We start from the raw sequence: 17,159 nt of genomic DNA, 5'->3' as shown, positions 1-17,159 counted from the left end.
CCACCAACTTTAGTCCCCACACCGACCTGGTGTTCGATTCCCCGGGGTCACAGACACGCGACGGTAGTACGACGCTCCGACACGAACCGATCCGACCGCCCACCACGCGCCCTTTCGCGATGATCTACCGCGCTGTTGACACCGGCGATCCACTGTGGCCATCTCGGTGGGTGGGGAACAGAGCACCAGTCCGTATCGCCGCCACCGCCGATCTGCACATGCGTCCGGCCGTCGCGGGAAAGTTCCGATCCGACCTCCTCGAGCTGGGGAACAAGGCCGATCTGCTGTTGCTGGCCGGTGACCTCACCGACGGCGGCACCGTGGCCGAGGCCGAGCTGCTCTGCGCCGAGCTCGCGGGACTGGCGATGCCGATCGTGGCGGTGCTGGGCAATCACGACCACGACGCAGGCGCGGGCGACGTGATCGCGGGCATGCTCACGGGCATCGGGGTGCGGGTGCTCGACGGCGAGGCGACGGTCTGCACTGTGCGCGGGCACCGGCTCGGTATCGCCGGGGTGATGGGCGGCTCCGGCGGCTTCCCGGCGTACCCCGGCGACCCGGACTCCGGAAGCGAGGAGCACCGGATGCTGATGCGTCGTGGGGCCGTCGACGCGCGGCGGCTCCGGGCGGCGCTCGAAGCGCTGGACACACCGACGCGGATCGCCCTCACCCACTTCTCCCCGACCGTCGACACCCTGGCGGGCGAACCGATCTCGATCTATCCCGGTCTCGGCTGTCAGGCGCTGGGCGACGCGATCGACGCCGCGGGCGCCACGCTCGCGCTGCACGGACACGCACACGCGGGCACCGAAGACGGCCGGACCACGGGAAACATTGCGGTGCACAATGTTTCGTATCCGGTGCTGCGCCGCACGTACGCGCTCTACGACTTGGCGACCAGTGCCGCTTCCGGCTGAACACACGCATGCGTCGGCGGCGACGGCCGTTTCCGACCGAACGTCAAGTGTGGGCTCTGCGACCAGGCTGCCATTGCCCTCCGAGACTGAACGCAGGTATGCGCCCGGCGGCAAGCGATCTTCCGGCTGAATGCGCGCGTGCTCGGCGCCGTGGCGCGGATCAGTCGTCGAAGGCCCAGACAACAGCCGGGCGCCCGGTGGCCCGGACCCGGCGGCGTTCGCCGGTGCGGTGCAGGCCGGGGATGGTGGCGAGGGTGCGGTTGAGGTTGGCGGGGTCGGGGCGGGTGCCGTGCAGGGCGGTGGTGAGGTCGACCGCGCGGGTGGCGGGGAACTCGGCGCCTGCCAGGGCCCGGGTGAAGGTGGGGTCTTTCCAGAGCAGGCCGGCCAGCGCGGGCCGGGTGGTCTCGATGATGTGGTTGTGGTCGAAGGCCAGCGGGGGCACCTCGTCGAAACCGACCCATTCGGCGGGGCCCTCGTGTTCGGCGACGACCGCCCACATGGCGATCGCGAGGGTGGGGCCACGGGGGTCGCGGTGTGGTTCGTCGAAGGTGAGCAGCTGGCCGACCGCGACGATCGCGGTGTCGGGCACGCCGAGTTTGCCCAGGACCGCGCGACGGGCGGCCTCGACCAGCCGCTCGCCCCGCCCCAGCAGGACGCCCGGCAGGGCCAGCTGCCCGGTGAAGGGTTCGAATTCGCGGGCCGCGATGCCCACGCGCACGCCGGTGTCGCCCTCCCAGCATCGCAACGTCACCACGTCGATCGACACAACGGACTGCTCCACGTCACCCCATCTGTTCGTCGTCCCCGGGCGAACGCCGCGGGTATCGGTCGTCCCCGATCATGCCCCTGCCTACTCGACCAGCCCTTCGGGGGTGAGTTCGAGGGTCCGGGTGACGCCGATGTCGTCCAGGAACCGCTGATCGTGGCTCACCACGAGCAACGCACCTTCGAAGCTTGCCAGGGCCTGGGTGAGATGCGCCAGGCTCGGCAGGTCCAGATTGTTGGTCGGTTCGTCGAGCATCAGCAGCTTGGGCGCGGGTTCGGCGAGCAGCAGCGTCGCCAGCGCGGCCCGCAGTCGTTCCCCGCCCGACAGCGCCGAGGCCGGGATGTCGGCGTCGGCACCGCGGAACAGGAAGCGCGCCAGTTGTCCCCGGATCTGCTCGGCCGAAGCGTGCGGTGCGGCATCGGCCACGTTCTCGAAAACCGTTCGCGCGTCGTCGAACACGTCGAGCCGCTGGGGCAGCAACCGCCACGCCACATTCGGGCCCGCCGCGACGATCCGCCGCAGCAGGGTGGTCTTGCCCGCACCGTTGCGTCCGGTGAGCGCGATCCGTTCCGGCCCGCTCACCCGCAGGTCGACGACGGGGCCGTTGGCCAGGCGCACCTGGTCGAGCGCGATCACGTCCTGCCCCGGGTACAGCCGGGTGCCGGGCAGTTCGATCCGGATCTCCCGGTCGGCGCGCACCGACTCCTCGGCCTGGTCGAGGGTTTCGCGAGCGGTGTCGAGTTTGTCGATGTGGGAGTTGCGCAGCTTGCCCGCCGACACCTCGGCACTGCGTTTGCGGTTGCCCATCACGATCTTCGGCTCACGCTTGGTGTCGGACATCTTCTGTCCGTAGCGCTTTCGGCGGTCGAGTTTGATCCTGGCCGCTTCCAGTTCACGTGCCTGTTTGCGGACGTCGCTGCGCGCGTCGCGCACGGCGGCGAGCGCGGCCTGCTGTTCGGCCTCGACGACGCGTTCGTAGTCGGTGAAATTGCCGCCGAACGACCGGATTTCACCCGCCCGGAGTTCAGCGATACCGTCCATCCGGTCGAGCAGTTCGCGGTCGTGGCTGACCACGATCACCGTGCCGGTGAACTGGCGGATCACCGTGTAGAGCCGTGCCCGCGCGACCGAGTCGAGGTTGTTGGTCGGTTCGTCGAGCAGCAGCACATCCGGTTCGCGCAGCAGTTCGGCGACCAGTCCGAGCAGCACCGTCTCCCCGCCGGAGAGGGTGTCGAGGGTGCGGTCGAGGTCGGCGACGGATCCGGCCACGTAGTCGAGGCCGAGTTTGCCGAGCAGCGCGATCGCCTCGTCCTCCACCTGCCACTGGTTGCCGACGGTGTCGAAGTCGGCGGCGTCGGCCGTGCCGTGCTCGATGCGGTGCAGTGCCGCCCGCAGCGCGTCGATCCCGAGCACGGCATCGACGCGCTGACCGGTGCGCATGCCGAGATCCTGACGCAGATACCCGAGATCACCCGGCACGGTGATCGATCCGCGGATCGGTCGCAGTTCACCGGCGATCAGCCGCAGCAGCGTGGACTTCCCGGCGCCGTTGGCACCGACCAGACCGATCTGGCCGGGTCCCATGGTGGCATCGAGGCCGTCGAAGACGACGGTGCCGTCGGGCCAGTGGAAAGTGAGATCGGAAAAAGACAGCGTAGACATGCGGACCACCTCGAGGTGCGACGGATACGCGGTGCGCACAGTGCGGACCGCCCGAAAGCGCTACCTCAAGAAATCAACGCATGACTCCGATCGTCGGGAACAAGACCCTTCATTGATAACACCGGTCCCCCGGACCACGCCACCCTATTTTTTCCGCGCGTGAGCCCGCTCACCTGCATACCCTCGCTGCGCGGCAGGTCACTATCGTGAAAGACGAACGCGGACAGAGGGGGTCGTAGATGAAGGCCGACGTGGTTGTCCTCGGCGGCGGGTACGCCGGGATCAGCGCCGCCAAGCGCCTGGCCCGTCAGCCGGGCGTCCAGGTGACGCTGCTGAATCCGGGCACCGACTTCGTGGAACGCATCCGGTTGCACCAGTACATCGCGGGCACACACCGAGCCCATCGACCGCTGCGCAGCGTCCTGCCCGACGCCGTACGCATCGTCACCGCCACCGCGCAGGTCATCGACGCCCGGCACCACCACGTGCGGACCGATTCCGGCGACGAGATCGGTTACGACCATCTCGTCTACGCCCCGGGCAGCCACACCGACGACACCGGTATCGCGGGTGCGGCCGAGCATGCCGTCTCGCTCGGCACCCGCGCCGAAGCCGACCGCGCCCGCCTGCGCCTGGCCGACCTGCCCGCCTGCGCCACGGTGACGGTGATCGGTGGCGGCCTCACCGGCATCGAAACCGCCGCCGAACTCGCCGAAACCGGCGCTGTGCGGGTGCGATTGGTGACCGGCGAACTGGGCCACAGCCTGTCCGCACGAGGGCGTGTCCGCGCGCGTACCGCCTTGACGGCACTCGGAGTGACGGTGGTCGACCAGGTGGCCGTCACGGCGATCGCCCAGGACAAGATCACTCTCACCGACGGCACGGTCCTCGACACCGACCTCGCGATCACCACCACCGCCTTCGCGCCCTCGGACCTGGCCCGGTCGAGCGGGCTGGAAGTGGACGCGGCCGGGGCCATGCTCGTCGACGACACCCTGGTCAGCACAACGAGTCCGAACATCGTCGGCGCCGGTGACGCGGTCGCCCTCGGCACGAACCCGCTGCGGATGAGCTGTCAGGCCGCGGTGCCCTGCGGCGTGCACGCCGCCGAGACCGTTCTGCGAGCCCTCGCAGGACGTGAGCCGAAGCCCTTGCGCCGCAAGTACATCGGCCAGTCCGTGAGCCTGGGGCGTCGTGACGCGCTCATCCAGTTCTCCGACCTCACCGACCGCCCGCTGCCCGCGGTCCTCACCGGCCGCACGGCCGCTCTGTTGAAGGAACAGGTCTGCCGTGCGACGTTGCGCGGTGGGCAGCTCGGGCCGCTGCGGACGAGCTGGACATGGTGACCACCGGACGGGCGATCGACAACCGGCGGGCGAGCAGCGCCCACCGTCAGTGGAAGGTGACAGATGTGTTGACCACAGTGCGCGCGGCCAAACAGGCCGACGTGGGGGCGCTGGCCGAAACCTTGGCCTCGGCGTTCCAGCACGACCCGGTGATGAGCTGGATCCTGCCGGACCCGCAGCGCCGGGCGGCCGGCCTGCCCTGGTTCTTCGGTGCGATGGCCAGGCACTACTTCGTTCCGCTCGGCGCCTGCGAACTCGCGACCCGACCCGACGGCACCATCGGCGGTGCGACCCTGTGGGCACCGCCGGGACCATACGGTTCCTTCGGCGCCGACCTGCGGGCCATGCCCGGGCTGTGGCGGGCGTTCGGCCGCCGGATCCTGGCGGGCAAGACGGTCGGCGACCTGCTGAAGAAGCACCATCCGAGCCGACCACACTGGTACCTGTCGGTGATCGGCACCGCCCCCGACGTGCGTGGCGGCGGCTACGGCGGGGCGCTGCTGCGCTCACGCCTGGACCGCTGCGACGCCGAGGGCACCGCCGCCTACCTCGAATCGAGCAACGCCGACAACATCGCCTACTACGAACGTTTCGGCTTCGTCGTCACCGGCGAACTGCACCTGCCCGACGGGCCGTCGGTGTGGCCGATGTGGCGCGAACCTAGAGCTTGACGATCGAGGTCAGCGGATAGTCACCCTGGTGCTCGCGGCCCTTCAGGAACTCCAGTTCCAGCACGACCGCCGCCGCGACCACCTCGGCACCGACCTCGGTGAACAGGCCCGCCGCCGCGGCGAGGGTGCCGCCGGTGGCGAGGACGTCGTCGAGCAGCAGGATGCGCTTGCCCGCGAGCTCCACCCCGTCGGCGGGGATCTCCAGTGCGGCGCTGCCGTATTCGAGCTGGTACTCGCGCGAGACGACCGGCGGGGGCAGCTTGCCGCCCTTGCGGATGGCCAGCACACCGGTGCCGAGGGTGGCGGCCACCCCGGCGCCGAGCAGGAAGCCGCGCGCGTCCACCCCGGCGACCAGGTCCACGTCGGTGGCGACGGCGGCGAAGCAGTCGATGACCGCGCGGAAGCCCTCGGCATCGGCGAAGACGGGGGTGAGATCGGCGAAACGCACGCCGGGGGTGGGGAAGTCGTCGTGCCAGCGGGTGAGCCGGGCGACCGCGTCGGCGGCCTTGCCGGTCCGCATCCCGACCTGATCGGCGGATTCGACCACCGCGTGCTTACTCATCGCCACCTCTGTCTCACGTCCACGACTCACCGCTGCAACACCCAGCGGTCCATATTCCACCCGGTGCCCGCCTGCGTCGGCCCGGGGATCCCGTTCTGCATGCCGTTACCGAACGCGATGGTGCGCGGAGTGGCGAACAACGGGATGCTCGGCAGCTGCGCCCACAGCAGGTTCTCGGCCTCGGTCAGCAGATTCAGCGTCGCGGTCGAATCGGTCTCGCCCGCAAGCTGATCGGTGATGGCATCGTAGCGAGCGTTCCCGAAACCTCCCGCATCGAGCCCGTTACCCGCCCGCAAAGCGGCGAACGCGGCGACACCGGTCGCCGATCCGGCCGGTCCCGGCACCGCCGCCGTGCTGCCGAGCACCGCGTCCACCGCGCCCTCGCCGAGCTTGGCCGGCGTGAAATCCGGTGCGCCCGCGTCGACGACGGTGATGCCGGCCCCACGGCAGGATTCCGCGATCATCGCCACGGTCTTCGCCCGGCGGGCATCGGGGGTCAGGTAGCCGATCCGGATGGTCGGCTGGGCGGTACCCGCCGAGGCGAGTGTCGCTGTGGCACCGGGGATATCGGTGCCGCGATAGCGGTCGCCGGACCCGGACACGGCACCGTAGTACAGCGAATCCTGTTGCACCACCCGCGAATTCAAGGTTCCCGAGCCGAGGCCGCGCGGCGGCACCTCACCGGCCTTGCCGAGGGTGTCGAACAGGGCCTGGCGCGGGACGCACTGGGCGAAGGCACGCCGCGTCTCCACCCGGGCGAACACCTCGCCCGTGCTCAGCACGAGCTGTTCGGCGCCGCGGCCGGGGACGGTCTGCTCGTCGAATCCCTCGAGGGTCAGGTCGGTCACCGAGCCCGCGCCGAGGTCGACCACGCCGAGCGCGTTCTCCTTGGCCTTGGCCGCGTAGTCGGTGCCCTTGGGCCAGACCACGATGCGGCTGGTCTCGGGTGCCGTTCCCCACCACTTCTCGTTGGCGACGAGCACCAAACCGTCGCTCGCGGTGAAGGATTCGACGCGGTACGGACCCGACGACGGGAACCTGGTGAGATCCAGTTCGCCCGGCGCCATGGTCCAGCCCGAGTTCCAGAAGTCGGCGATCCGGCCGATCACCGCGCCGTCACCGGACTGCAGCGCGTCGACCACGTTCGGTACACCGACCGCCTGGGCCACCACGTGGGCCGGCATCAGCTCGGCGGCGGTGAACAGGGTGCGCCACGGCAGGTAGTGCCTGCCGGGACGGAACACCACGGTGGCGTCCTTGGACCCCGGCTGGCAGTCCACCCGCTCGATGTCGTCGTAGCCGTCGGTGCTCGCGGCGTCGAACATCGGTGCCTGGCCGCGGTCAGCCGGCCGGGTGAACCGGCCCGACCGGGCCGACCAGGCGAGCACCAGATCGTCACAGGACGTCGCGACCCCGTCGGAGTACACCCCGTCGGGATTGAGCCGGTACTGCACGGTCTGGGTCTCGCCCGGCACCTCCTTGGCGGTGCCCGCGTCGGTGTCGGCCACCTGCTGACCGTCGGGTCCGGTGTAGAAGAACCCGGTGAGTACGCGCCCGAACACCGCCGCCGCACCGCTGCTCGCGCCGAGGGTGCTGCCGCCGTTGTAGCTGGCGACCGCCGCGTCGACGGCGTAACCGATCGAGGGCACCTGGTTCTTGGTAGAACACCCGGTCACCAGACCGGCGCCGACGCCTGCCGCGGCGAGGACGGTGATCAGCCGAATCGTGCTGCGTCGCATGATGAGACCCCTGCTCGTGCCGTCAGTGCCTGCCCTTGTGCCGCTTTCCGCTCGGTCGCGCGCCGGGCCTGGGCGCACCGGCGTCGGTGGGCCGGGGACCGCGCGCCGCGCGGGCTCCCGCCGTCACCGGCACACGCGCGGTGCCGCCACCGGCGCGCTTGTCGAGCACCTTCTTGGTGTGCGCGGCAACCGGACCCCAGCGTTCCTTGATCGACACCAGCACCGGAACGGCGAGGAAGATCGAGGAGTAGGCGCCGACGATCATGCCGACCAGCTGTACCAGCGCGAGGTCCTTCAGCGTGCCGACACCGAGCATCCACACCGCGATCACCAGCATGCCGATGATCGGCAGGATGCCGATAATGGTGGTGCTGATCGAGCGCATCAGGGTCTGGTTGGCGGCCAGGTTGGCCTGTTCGGCGTAGGTCCGCTTGTGCAGGTGCAGCACGCCGCGGGTGTTCTCCTCGACCTTGTCGAAGACGACCACGTTGTCGTAGAGCACGTAACCGAGGATCGTGAGCAGACCGATCACCGCGGCCGGGGTCACCTCGAACCCGACCAGCGAATAGATGCCCGCCGTGACGATGAGGTTGAAGAACAGCGACACGATCGCCGCGATCGACATGTCGCGTTCGAAGCGGATGGCGATGTAGATCATCGTCAGCGCCACGAACACCGCGAGCGCGATCAGCGCCTTCTGGGTGATCTGGCCACCCCAGGTCTCGCTGATCTCGGCGATGCTGATGGCTTCCAGGCCGACCGAGGTGCCCGACTCCTGCTCGAGCATCGCGCGCAACGCGCCCTGCAACTGGTCGGTCTGGTCCTTGTCGAGGGTCTCCGAGCGCACCTGGATGGTCGCGGCGGAACCGGAACCGACCTCCTGCACGGTCACCGGGCCGTGGCCGAGGGTCTCGGCGTAGACGTCCTCCACCTCCTGGGTGGTGACATTCGCGAGCGCCGGCACCTGGATGCGCGAGCCGCCCTCGAAGTCGATACCGAGGGTGAACCCGCGCACCGCGATGCTCAGCAGCGAGATCAGCAGCAGCACCGCCGACATCGTGTAGAAGAACTTGCGCCTGCTGACGATCGGGAAGCCGCCGGTGCCGGTGTAGAGCCGTTCGAAGAACCCGTGCTGCGGGGACGCGGTGGGCTCGGCCTTGTCCAGGTTCAGCGATTCAGTCGTCGGATCGGCATTTCTCATCGTGACATCTCCTTCGGCCGGACCTGGCCCGCGCCACGTTCCCTGGCGATCTGCTGCACCGAACCCAAGCCGTTCACCGACGGTTTCGCCCAGAACGGCGAGCGCGCGGCGAGCATCAGCAGCGGGGCGGTGACCAGGTAGAGCACGATCACGTCGAGCACGGTGGTGACACCGAGGGTGAACGCGAAGCCCTTCACCTGACCGGCGGCGAGCAGGTACAGCACGACCGAGGCGATCAGGCTGACCGTCTTACCCGAGAGGTTGGTCCGCTGCGCGCGAGCCCAACCGCGCGGCACGGCCGAACGGAAGCTGCGGCCCTCGCGCATCTCGTCCTTGATGCGTTCGAAGAACACGACGAACGAGTCGGCGGTCAGACCGATACCGATGATCAGACCGGCGATACCGGCCAGGTCGAGGGTGAACCCGATCCAGCGCCCGAGCAGCACGATGATGCCGTACACGGCGAAACCGGCGGCGATCAGCGAGAACCCGGCGAGGAAGCCGAGCATCCGGTACACGAACAGGCAGTACAGCAGCACCGCGAGCAGACCGACCGCACCGGCGAGCAGACCCGCCTTGAGCGCGGCCAGGCCCAGCGTGGCCGACACCGTCTCCGCCTCGGAGGTGGTGAACGACAGGGGCAGCGAGCCGTACTTGAGGGTGTTGGCCAGCTCGCTCGCGCTGTCGGCGGTGAAGCTGCCCGAGATGGAGGTGCTGCCGCCGAGCTGCGGACCCTGCTGCACCTGCGGGGCGCTCACGACCTTCGAGTCGAGCACGAACGCGACCCGCTTGTTGACGTACTCGCCGGTGAGCGCGGCCCAGGCGTCCGTGCCGGTGGAACGGAACTCGAGGTTCACCTCGTGGCGGGCCTGCTGGGCGTTGAAGCCCGAGGTGGCGTCGGCGATCTCCTGGCCGTCGATGCGGCTCGGGCCGAGCAGGAACACCTCGGTGCCGTCCTGCGAGCAGGTGACCAGCGGCAGGGCCGGGTCGTCGTTACCGGCCAGCGGGTCGGGCTTGGTGCAGTCCATGCTCATGACCGCGACCTGCTGCATGTTCTGGTCGGTGCTCTGCCGCAGCGCCTTGGCGTCGGCGATCTCCTTGGCCTGCTGCTGGGCGGGCGTGAGATCGGCGGGCGGCGGGGTCGGCGTCGGCGGGGCCTGAGCCGGGAACACACGCGACTGCGGCGCCGGTGTGGTGGCCTCGGGCGCGGGGGTCGCGGGATCGCCGGTCGCCGGGGCGTTCGGGTCGCCGGTCGCCGGGGCGTTCGGGTCGCCGGTGGCGGGCGCTTGACCGGGTGCGTTCGGGTCGGCGGACGGCGCACCGGGCACCGGTTGCTGCGGTGCGGCGCCACCGGTCTGCGGCTGGGTCGCGCCGAGCACCGGACGGATGTAGAGCTTGGCGGTGGTGGCCAGGGCGCGTGCCTGCTGGCTTTCCTCACCCGGCACCGTGATCACGAGGTTGGTGCCGTCGATGACCACCTCGGAGCCCGAGACGCCGAGACCGTTCACACGGTTCTCGATGATCTCCTGCGCCTTCTGCAGGCTCTCGCGGCTCGGCTCGTTGCCGTCGGGGGTACGCGCGGTCAGCGTGACGCGGGTGCCGCCCTGCAGGTCGATACCGAGCTTGGGCTTGGGCGAATGGTCACCGGTGAAGAACACCAGCGCGTAGATCACGGCCAGCAGCGCGGCGTAGACGCCGAGCAACCGGAACGGATGCGCCGATCCTTGGGAAGGTGGCACAGCAGGTCATCTCCTAGGCGGAAGTCGAGGCCGAATCGGTGGGCACAACAGTGCCCGGCCGGGCGCGCTCGTACGTCGCCCGGCGGGGGAAGGGAACTGCTCAGGAGTCCTTGGTCAGCCGGGTCTCGGTCTGATCGACGGCCTCTTCGACGGGGGCGTCGGTCGCGTCGGCGGTCTCGGCGGCCACCGGCTCCTCGATGCGCACCTCACGGATGGCCTGACGCAGCCAGGTGGTGACGACGTCCTCGGCGATCTCCAGGTCGACGGTCGAATCATCGATATCGACGACGGTGCCGTACAGGCCCGAGGTGGTGACAACCTGGTCACCGACCTTCAGGCTCTCCTGCATGCTCGCGACCTTCTCGGCCTCCCGCTTCTGTTTACGGATACCGAAGAACATCGGCACGAGCAGGGCCAGGATCAGCAGCGGAAACAGGAAGTCCATCGTCGAAGTCAGTCCCTAGTCAGTGGTGGACGGTGCAGGTACGCCTGACAGTCTGCCAGTTCCCCGCCGCGCCGACACACCGGACACCGCCGCGCGCGGCGAAACCCCGGTCACGCACCGCGCCCGTAGGTGTAGTCGTCGAGCGGGAAACCGACCGCCTCGCGGTGCGCCGACAGCGTGCTGGTGGGGCGCAGCAGCGCGGCCTCACCGTGCTGGTTGAAGTAGTAGCTGCGCGCACCGGAGCAGTCGCCACCGTAGAACACCGACGAATCGAGGTCGGCGGTCACCCGGTCGAGGAAGCGGGCGTTGGCCTCCTCGGTGACCTCGAAGGTGTGTTCCCCGCGCCGGAACAGCTCGGTGAACAGCCTGCCCATGTGCTTCATCTGGGTCTCGATGGTGGTGAAGTACGACAGCCCGCTGTAGGAATAGGGGCTGTTCAGCGAAAGGAAGTTCGGGAACTTCGGCACCGTGATGCCCTCGTAGGCCTGAAAGCGATTGTCGCGCCAGAACTTTCCGAGATTTCGCCCGTCGCGCCCGATCACCTCGATGGCGGGGAAGTTCGCGTCCCACAGGTTGAAGCCGGTCGCCAGGACCAGCGTGTCGACAGCCGTCTTGTGCCCGTCGGCGGTGACGATGCCGTCGGGTTCGACGTGGTCGATCGATTCGGTTTCCAGGCGCACGTGCGGCTGGTTGAAGGTCGCGAAGTAGGCGTTGGAGAACGTCGGCCGTTTGCAGCCGAAGTCGTAGTGCGGGGTGAGCTTGGCCCGGGTGTCCGCGTCGCGTACCTGGGCGAACAGGTGCGCCTTGGCCAGCAGGGCGGCGGCGGTGTTGAGCGGTTTGGCCTGCTTGTAGTGCAGCACCCCCACCAGCATGATCGCCTCGAGCAGGGCGGTGTTGGCCAGCCGCGCGGCCTTCTGGGTGAGCGGGACCGCCGCGAACGCACGCTGGACCACGGCGGGAATCGGGCCGTCGATCTTGGGAACCACCCAGATGGGAGTGCGCTGGAAAACCGTCAGTGACGCCACCTTCGCCGCCAGCTCGGGGACCAGTTGCACCGCCGTGGCACCGGTGCCGATCACGGCGGCGCGGCGGTCGGTGAGGTCGTAGCCGTCGTCCCAGTCGGTGGAGTGGATGATCTTGCCCGCGAAGGACTCGATGCCCGGGAACGGTGGCGTGTAGGGCTGGGACAGGAAGCCGGTGGCGGTGATCAGATAGCGCGCGGTGAGGGGTTCGCCGCCCGCGATGTTCACCACCCAGTGCTCGTTGTCGTCGTCCCAGCGCGCGCTCCGCACCTCGGTGCCGAACCGCATCCGCCCGCGCAGCCCGTACTTGTCAGCGACGTGCTCGGCGTACTTCTTCAGCTCGGCGCCGGGCGCGAACAACCTGCTCCAGTACGGATTGGGTTCGAACGAATAGGAGTAGGTGACCGAGGCGATGTCCACCGCGAGGCCCGGATACCGATTCACATGCCAGGTACCGCCGAGGTCGTCCTCGCGTTCGAGAACCACGAAATCGCGCAGCCCGAGCCGGTCGAGTTCGATGGCGGCACCCATGCCGCCGAAACCCGCCCCGATGATGACCGCATCCCGCTGAGGCGCCACGTCGAACCTCCACACACCGATGTATGTGTTACAGCATGACACATAATTCTGTGGACCGCGACCGGCCGCTTCGCCGGTGTACAGTCGCGATGCGCTGCCGTCGAAAACCTCTGGGACAGAAGGGCAATCCTGACACAATGACCGCTGTGACGCCCGACGATGTGAGCCGCACCCACTTCGCCATGCCCACCCTCGGCCATCGTGGCTACCATGCCGACGAGGTCGACGCTTTCCTGGAGAAGGTGTCGGCGACCCTGCACGGACACGGTGGTCTCACCGCCGACGACGTCCGCCATGTCCATTTCGGCGCGCCCCGTTTCGGTGGTCGCGGTTACCAGGCCGACCAGGTCGACGATTTTCTCGACCGGGTCAGGACCGAGCTGGAACACCGCCAGAAGGGCGCCTCCCCCGTGCCCGCGCCCCGCCCCGGGGAGGAGATCGCCGCGATGCTCACCCCCGACGACGTGCACCGCATGCGGTTCAGCCAGTCCGCGGTCGGCCGCCGCGGCTATCACGAGGAGGAGGTCGACGCCTTCCTCGACCTGGTCGCGGCCACCCTGGCCCACAACGGCCCCGGCAGCCTCACCGCCGCCGACGTGCGCGGTGTCCGCTTCACCGACAGCCGTCTCGGCACGCGTGGTTACTCCCGCGAAGAGGTCGACGCCTTCGTCGACCTGGTCATCGCCGCCCTGGAAAACCTCGAACGGTCACATTAACCCTGGATACTGTGCAGTTCCGCTTCGCGTAGATCGTCCGGGAAGACGTAGCGGCGGAAGGCCCAGAAGCGGAACGCCATGGCCAGCAGCACGCCGAGGATCTGGCCGGAGATGAAGTTCGCGACCATCTGCACCATCGGATCCACGTGCGGCACACGCAGATTCAACACGTACAGCGACAGCGCCTGCGGGATCATGGTGACCACGATGCCCAGGGCGCTGACCGTGAAGAACAGGGCCGCCTCGTGGCTGCGCTGCCTGCCGCCACGGGTGCGGAAGGACCATTCGCGGTTGAGGATGTAGGAGGCGATGGTCGCGATCAGCGCGCCGAGCAGACGCGCGGTGAGCGGCTTGTCGCCGAGCACGGTGAGTTTCACCGCGTAGACCACTCCGGTGTCGATGAACCAGGTGACGGCGCCGACCATGGCGAACTTCAGCAGCTCCCGGTGCTGGAGCAACAGGGAGCGTAACGGTTCGGGGACGCGTTGGACCACCGCATGGACTGCCACCCAGCCGACATTAGACGACGTATCGGCGACGCGCCCGTCCGGTAGCCGCCGCTACCGGTCGAACAGGTCGAGGCTCGGTTGTGGTTCGCGCCCACGCACTTCGATGGCGCCGAACACCAGATCCGGTGGCGGCACCAGGCCCAGATGCTCCCAGGCGGCGGCCGTGGCGACCCGTCCGCGCGGGGTGCGGGCGACGAGTCCGGCGCGCACCAGGAACGGTTCGCACACCTCTTCCACCGTCGCGGCTTCCTCGCCGACGGCAACGGCCAGCGTCGACACCCCGACCGGTCCGCCGCCGAAACCCCGGACCAGCGCGCCGAGCACGGCCCGGTCGAGCCGGTCGAGGCCGAGTACGTCGACGTCGTAGACCTCGAGCGCGGACTGGGCGATCTCGCGGGTGATGAGACCGTCGGCGCGGACCTCGGCGAAGTCGCGCACCCGGCGCAGCAGCCGGTTGGCGATGCGCGGCGTGCCTCGGGAGCGGCCCGCGACCTCGGCGGCGGCGTCGTGTTCGATGTGGACACCGAGGATGCGGGCCGAGCGCAGCAGGATCTGCAGCAGTTCGTCGGTGTCGTAGAAGTCCATGTGGCCGGTGAAGCCGAACCGGTCGCGCAGCGGGCCGGTGAGCGCGCCCGACCGGGTGGTCGCCCCGACCAGGGTGAACGGTGCGATGTCGAGCGGGATGGAGGTGGCGCCGGGCCCTTTGCCGACCACCACGTCGACCCGGAAGTCCTCCATGGCCAGGTACAGCATTTCCTCGGCGGGCCGCGCCATGCGGTGGATCTCGTCGATGAACAGCACATCGCCTTCGACCAGGTTCGACAGCATGGCCGCCAGGTCGCCCGCGCGTTCCAGGGCGGGCCCGGAGGTGATGCGCAGGGCGGTGCCGAGTTCGCCTGCGATGATCATCGCCATGCTGGTCTTGCCGAGCCCGGGCGGGCCGGACAGCAGGACGTGGTCGGGGGTGGCGCCGCGTTGCCGGGCACCGCGCAGGACGAGGGCGAGTTGTTCGCGCACGCGTGGCTGGCCGATGAAGTCGTCGAGCGAGGTGGGGCGCAGGCCGGTCTCGGTATCGCCGTCGGTGCTGAGATACCGGGCGGCGAGGGCGGATTCGTCGGTGTCGAACTCGTCGTCCATGGGTTACCTGTTCTTGCCGAGCAGACCGAGGGCGGCACGCAGGGCCACGGAGGTGGTGGCGGCCGGCTGGTCGGCCAGGACGGTGTCGACGGCCTGTTCTGCCTGCTTGGCCGGGAAGCCGAGGCCGATGAGCGCTTCGACGACCTGCTCGCGGACCGGGGTGACCGGGGTTTCGGCGCCGGGCGGTCCGGCCGGGACAGGCACCAGGTTCACCTTGTCGCGCAGCTCGACGACCATGCGTTCGGCGCCGCGCTTACCGATGCCGGGCACCCGGGTGAGGGCGGCGACATTGCTCTCCGCCAAGGCTTTTCGCAGCGCCTCGGGTTCGAGGACGGCCAGGACCGCCATGGCCAGGCGTGGGCCGACACCGGACACGGTCTGCAGGAGGCCGAACAGGTCGCGGGCTTCGGTGTCGGCGAACCCGAACAGCGTCATCGAGTCCTCGCGCACGATCATGGCCGTGTAGAGGCGGGTTTCCTCGCCTCGGGTGAGGCTGCCGAGGGTGGCGGGGGTGGCGTTGAGGCGGTAGCCGACGCCCGCGGCTTCGATCACCACATGGTCGAGCGCGATCTCGAGGACCTCACCGCGTACCGACGCGATCACCCGCGTACCACCTTCCGTTGTTCGGCGAGCCGTTGTTCGTAGCGGCGACGCACCTCGTCGGCCTTCGCCTGTGCGGCCGCCATCCGGTCGAGCAGCGGCGCCCGCCAACAATGACAGATCGCCAGGGCGAGCGCATCGGCGGCATCGGCCGGTTTCGGTGCGACCTGCAGGCCGAGGATTCTGGTCACCATGGCGGTGACCTGCGCCTTGTCGGCCGAACCATTGCCCGTGACAGCCGCTTTCACCTCGCTGGGGGTATGGAACGCCACCCGGATGCCTCGCCGCGCCGCCGCCAGCGCGATCACCCCGCCGGCCTGCGCGGTTCCCATCGCGGTGCGCACGTTGTGCTGTGCGAATACCCGCTCGATCGCCACCGCCTCGGGTCGATGGGTGTCCATCCACTCCTCGGCGGCGTCGGCCACCGCCATCAACCGCAGAGCCAGCTCGGCCTCCGGCGGTGTCCGCACCACGCCCACATCGAGGGCGACGACCTTGCGGCCGGGACCGCTGTCCACCATGCTGAGCCCGCACCGGGTGAGCCCGGGATCGACGCCCATCACCCGCACCGGCAGCCCCTTCGAAGACACGAACAGTTGTTCGAAAGTCTAAAGCATTGCGGCACACCGTCCGACCAGCGACACGAGGGCCGGTCGCCGCGTTCAGGGGAGGCCGAGTAATGCGGGCTCGCTCGCCCGTTCGGCCCAGATGCGCTTCGGTTCGTGCAGGAGTTTGCGTTCGGTCAGGTCGAGCATGCCGCTCAGGTACGACACGGTGGCGGCGAGTTCGCCGTCGTCGCGGCGCAGTTCGTGTTCGACCCGGTAGGTCTTGCCGGTCCCCCACTCCCAGCGACAGTCCACCTCGACGGTGTCGCCGGCGCGCAACTCGCGCAGGTAGCGCACGGTGAGTTCGAGGTTCACCGGCCCGATGCCGTCGGCCAGCATGTCCGGTACCGACACACCGGCCGCGCCTACACACGCGAACCGTGCGTGGTCGGCGAACTGCTGAAAGGCCGCACCCGTCACGTGTTGTTGCAGATCCAGATCGGAGACTCGCACCGGGATCCGAACCCGAAACGGCAGAGCATTTTCCGTCATGCGCGCCAGTGTGGCAGCGGGGTCCGACACGTTCCGGTCGTCAGCCCGCCCGGTCCATCCGCAGGAATTCGGTGATGCGCAGGACAGCGGGTGGTCGGGTGACATCGGTCGGCAGGATCCGGGCGGCTTCCTCGCGACCGATCACGCGCGGGGCGGTGAGCTCCACTTCGGTGCCGTCGACGCGCAGGCGAGCGCTGCCCGCGGCGAGGACATTACGGACCCAGTCCGAACGGGAGCCGTAGACCAGGACGAACAGGTATCCGCCCTCGATCGGATGGGCGTCGAGCGGGGTGCGGTGGGTGACTCCGGAGACGCGACCGGTGTGGCTGAGCACCGGCCACTTGCCGCTCGCGAGTGCTCGCGGGTTGAACACCCGCTTGTTCACCCGACCCCACCATCTCGGCATCGGCATCAGCGGCCTCCTTCACTCGTTCTTACACATGTAAGGCTG

The 17,159-nt window shown here is 69.1% G+C and carries 18 protein-coding genes; 4 read left to right on the top strand and 14 right to left on the bottom strand.

What is annotated here, in order from left to right:
- The first annotated feature begins 170 nt into the window (after positions 1-170).
- Positions 171-917, top strand: coding sequence for a metallophosphoesterase family protein (locus ACSVDM_RS01280; protein WP_439262113.1), 747 nt, complete (start codon positions 171-173; stop codon positions 915-917).
- Positions 918-1,077: 160 nt separating this feature from the next.
- On the opposite strand, the gene ACSVDM_RS01275 is transcribed toward ACSVDM_RS01280, so the two are convergent.
- Both ACSVDM_RS01275 and ACSVDM_RS01270 read right to left on the bottom strand, forming a co-directional pair.
- Entirely contained in the window at positions 1,078-1,698 is a 621-nt protein-coding gene (locus ACSVDM_RS01275) for an NUDIX hydrolase (protein ID WP_439262111.1), read from the bottom strand.
- Positions 1,699-1,767: 69 nt separating this feature from the next.
- Entirely contained in the window at positions 1,768-3,345 is a 1,578-nt protein-coding gene (locus ACSVDM_RS01270) for an ABC-F family ATP-binding cassette domain-containing protein (protein WP_439262109.1), read from the bottom strand.
- A 239-nt stretch (positions 3,346-3,584) separates the two neighbouring features.
- On the opposite strand from ACSVDM_RS01270, the gene ACSVDM_RS01265 reads away from it, so the two are divergent.
- Both ACSVDM_RS01265 and ACSVDM_RS01260 read left to right on the top strand, forming a co-directional pair.
- The gene (locus tag ACSVDM_RS01265; protein ID WP_439262107.1) at positions 3,585-4,691 is read left to right on the top strand and encodes an NAD(P)/FAD-dependent oxidoreductase; all 1,107 of its coding nucleotides are present in this window, start codon (positions 3,585-3,587) and stop codon (positions 4,689-4,691) included.
- Positions 4,685-5,362, top strand: coding sequence for a GNAT family N-acetyltransferase (locus tag ACSVDM_RS01260; protein ID WP_439262105.1), 678 nt, complete (start codon positions 4,685-4,687; stop codon positions 5,360-5,362). Before ACSVDM_RS01265 ends, ACSVDM_RS01260 begins: the two co-directional genes overlap by 7 nt.
- Here the strand turns inward: ACSVDM_RS01260 and ACSVDM_RS01255 are convergent.
- From ACSVDM_RS01255 to ACSVDM_RS01230, 6 genes are all read right to left on the bottom strand, one after another.
- Entirely contained in the window at positions 5,352-5,924 is a 573-nt protein-coding gene (locus ACSVDM_RS01255; RefSeq protein WP_439262103.1) for an adenine phosphoribosyltransferase, read from the bottom strand. The two genes, ACSVDM_RS01260 and ACSVDM_RS01255, sit on opposite strands and share 11 nt — an antisense overlap.
- A 26-nt stretch (positions 5,925-5,950) precedes the next feature.
- Positions 5,951-7,663 (bottom strand): ABC transporter substrate-binding protein, encoded by a 1,713-nt coding sequence (locus ACSVDM_RS01250; RefSeq protein WP_439262101.1) that lies wholly within the window; start codon positions 7,661-7,663, stop codon positions 5,951-5,953.
- Positions 7,664-7,685: 22 nt separating this feature from the next.
- The gene (gene secF, locus ACSVDM_RS01245; RefSeq protein WP_439262100.1) at positions 7,686-8,864 is read right to left on the bottom strand and encodes a protein translocase subunit SecF; all 1,179 of its coding nucleotides are present in this window, start codon (positions 8,862-8,864) and stop codon (positions 7,686-7,688) included.
- Entirely contained in the window at positions 8,861-10,603 is a 1,743-nt protein-coding gene (gene secD, locus ACSVDM_RS01240; RefSeq protein WP_439262098.1) for a protein translocase subunit SecD, read from the bottom strand. Before secD ends, secF begins: the two co-directional genes overlap by 4 nt.
- Before the next feature lie 100 nt (positions 10,604-10,703).
- Positions 10,704-11,048, bottom strand: a complete 345-nt coding sequence (gene yajC / locus ACSVDM_RS01235) for a preprotein translocase subunit YajC (protein ID WP_067492961.1) — start codon at positions 11,046-11,048, stop codon at positions 10,704-10,706.
- A 110-nt stretch (positions 11,049-11,158) separates the two neighbouring features.
- Positions 11,159-12,649 carry a flavin-containing monooxygenase gene (locus ACSVDM_RS01230; protein WP_439262096.1) on the bottom strand — a complete coding sequence of 497 codons (1,491 nt, stop codon included), beginning with the start codon at positions 12,647-12,649 and terminating at the stop codon, positions 11,159-11,161.
- Positions 12,650-12,786: 137 nt separating this feature from the next.
- Here ACSVDM_RS01230 and ACSVDM_RS01225 point away from each other — a divergent pair, with 137 nt between their 5' ends.
- Entirely contained in the window at positions 12,787-13,365 is a 579-nt protein-coding gene (locus ACSVDM_RS01225; protein ID WP_067492959.1) for a DivIVA domain-containing protein, read from the top strand.
- On the opposite strand, the gene ACSVDM_RS01220 is transcribed toward ACSVDM_RS01225, so the two are convergent.
- The 6 genes from ACSVDM_RS01220 to ACSVDM_RS01195 all read right to left on the bottom strand — a co-directional run bounded on the left by ACSVDM_RS01220 (position 13,362) and on the right by ACSVDM_RS01195 (position 17,120).
- Complete coding sequence (locus ACSVDM_RS01220; RefSeq protein WP_166655711.1) at positions 13,362-13,874, bottom strand: GtrA family protein; 513 nt, start codon at positions 13,872-13,874, stop codon at positions 13,362-13,364. The genes ACSVDM_RS01225 and ACSVDM_RS01220 overlap by 4 nt on opposite strands.
- A 51-nt stretch (positions 13,875-13,925) precedes the next feature.
- Complete coding sequence (gene ruvB, locus ACSVDM_RS01215; RefSeq protein ID WP_067636163.1) at positions 13,926-15,011, bottom strand: Holliday junction branch migration DNA helicase RuvB; 1,086 nt, start codon at positions 15,009-15,011, stop codon at positions 13,926-13,928.
- Positions 15,012-15,014: 3 nt separating this feature from the next.
- Positions 15,015-15,614 carry a Holliday junction branch migration protein RuvA gene (ruvA, locus tag ACSVDM_RS01210; protein WP_067636165.1) on the bottom strand — a complete coding sequence of 200 codons (600 nt, stop codon included), beginning with the start codon at positions 15,612-15,614 and terminating at the stop codon, positions 15,015-15,017.
- Entirely contained in the window at positions 15,611-16,180 is a 570-nt protein-coding gene (gene ruvC, locus ACSVDM_RS01205) for a crossover junction endodeoxyribonuclease RuvC (protein WP_067636642.1), read from the bottom strand. Before ruvC ends, ruvA begins: the two co-directional genes overlap by 4 nt.
- 93 nt (positions 16,181-16,273) lie before the next feature.
- Positions 16,274-16,708 (bottom strand): acyl-CoA thioesterase, encoded by a 435-nt coding sequence (locus ACSVDM_RS01200; protein WP_439262093.1) that lies wholly within the window; start codon positions 16,706-16,708, stop codon positions 16,274-16,276.
- Positions 16,709-16,748: 40 nt separating this feature from the next.
- Positions 16,749-17,120: a nitroreductase family deazaflavin-dependent oxidoreductase gene (locus ACSVDM_RS01195; RefSeq protein WP_439262091.1), complete on the bottom strand. Its 372-nt coding sequence runs from the start codon at positions 17,118-17,120 to the stop codon at positions 16,749-16,751.
- Positions 17,121-17,159: the final 39 nt, after the last annotated feature.

The organism is Nocardia sp. JW2 (assembly GCF_051843015.1).
Taxonomy (GTDB): Bacteria; Actinomycetota; Actinomycetes; order Mycobacteriales; family Mycobacteriaceae; genus Nocardia; species Nocardia coubleae.
This window is presented reverse-complemented; position numbering and strand designations above follow the sequence as displayed.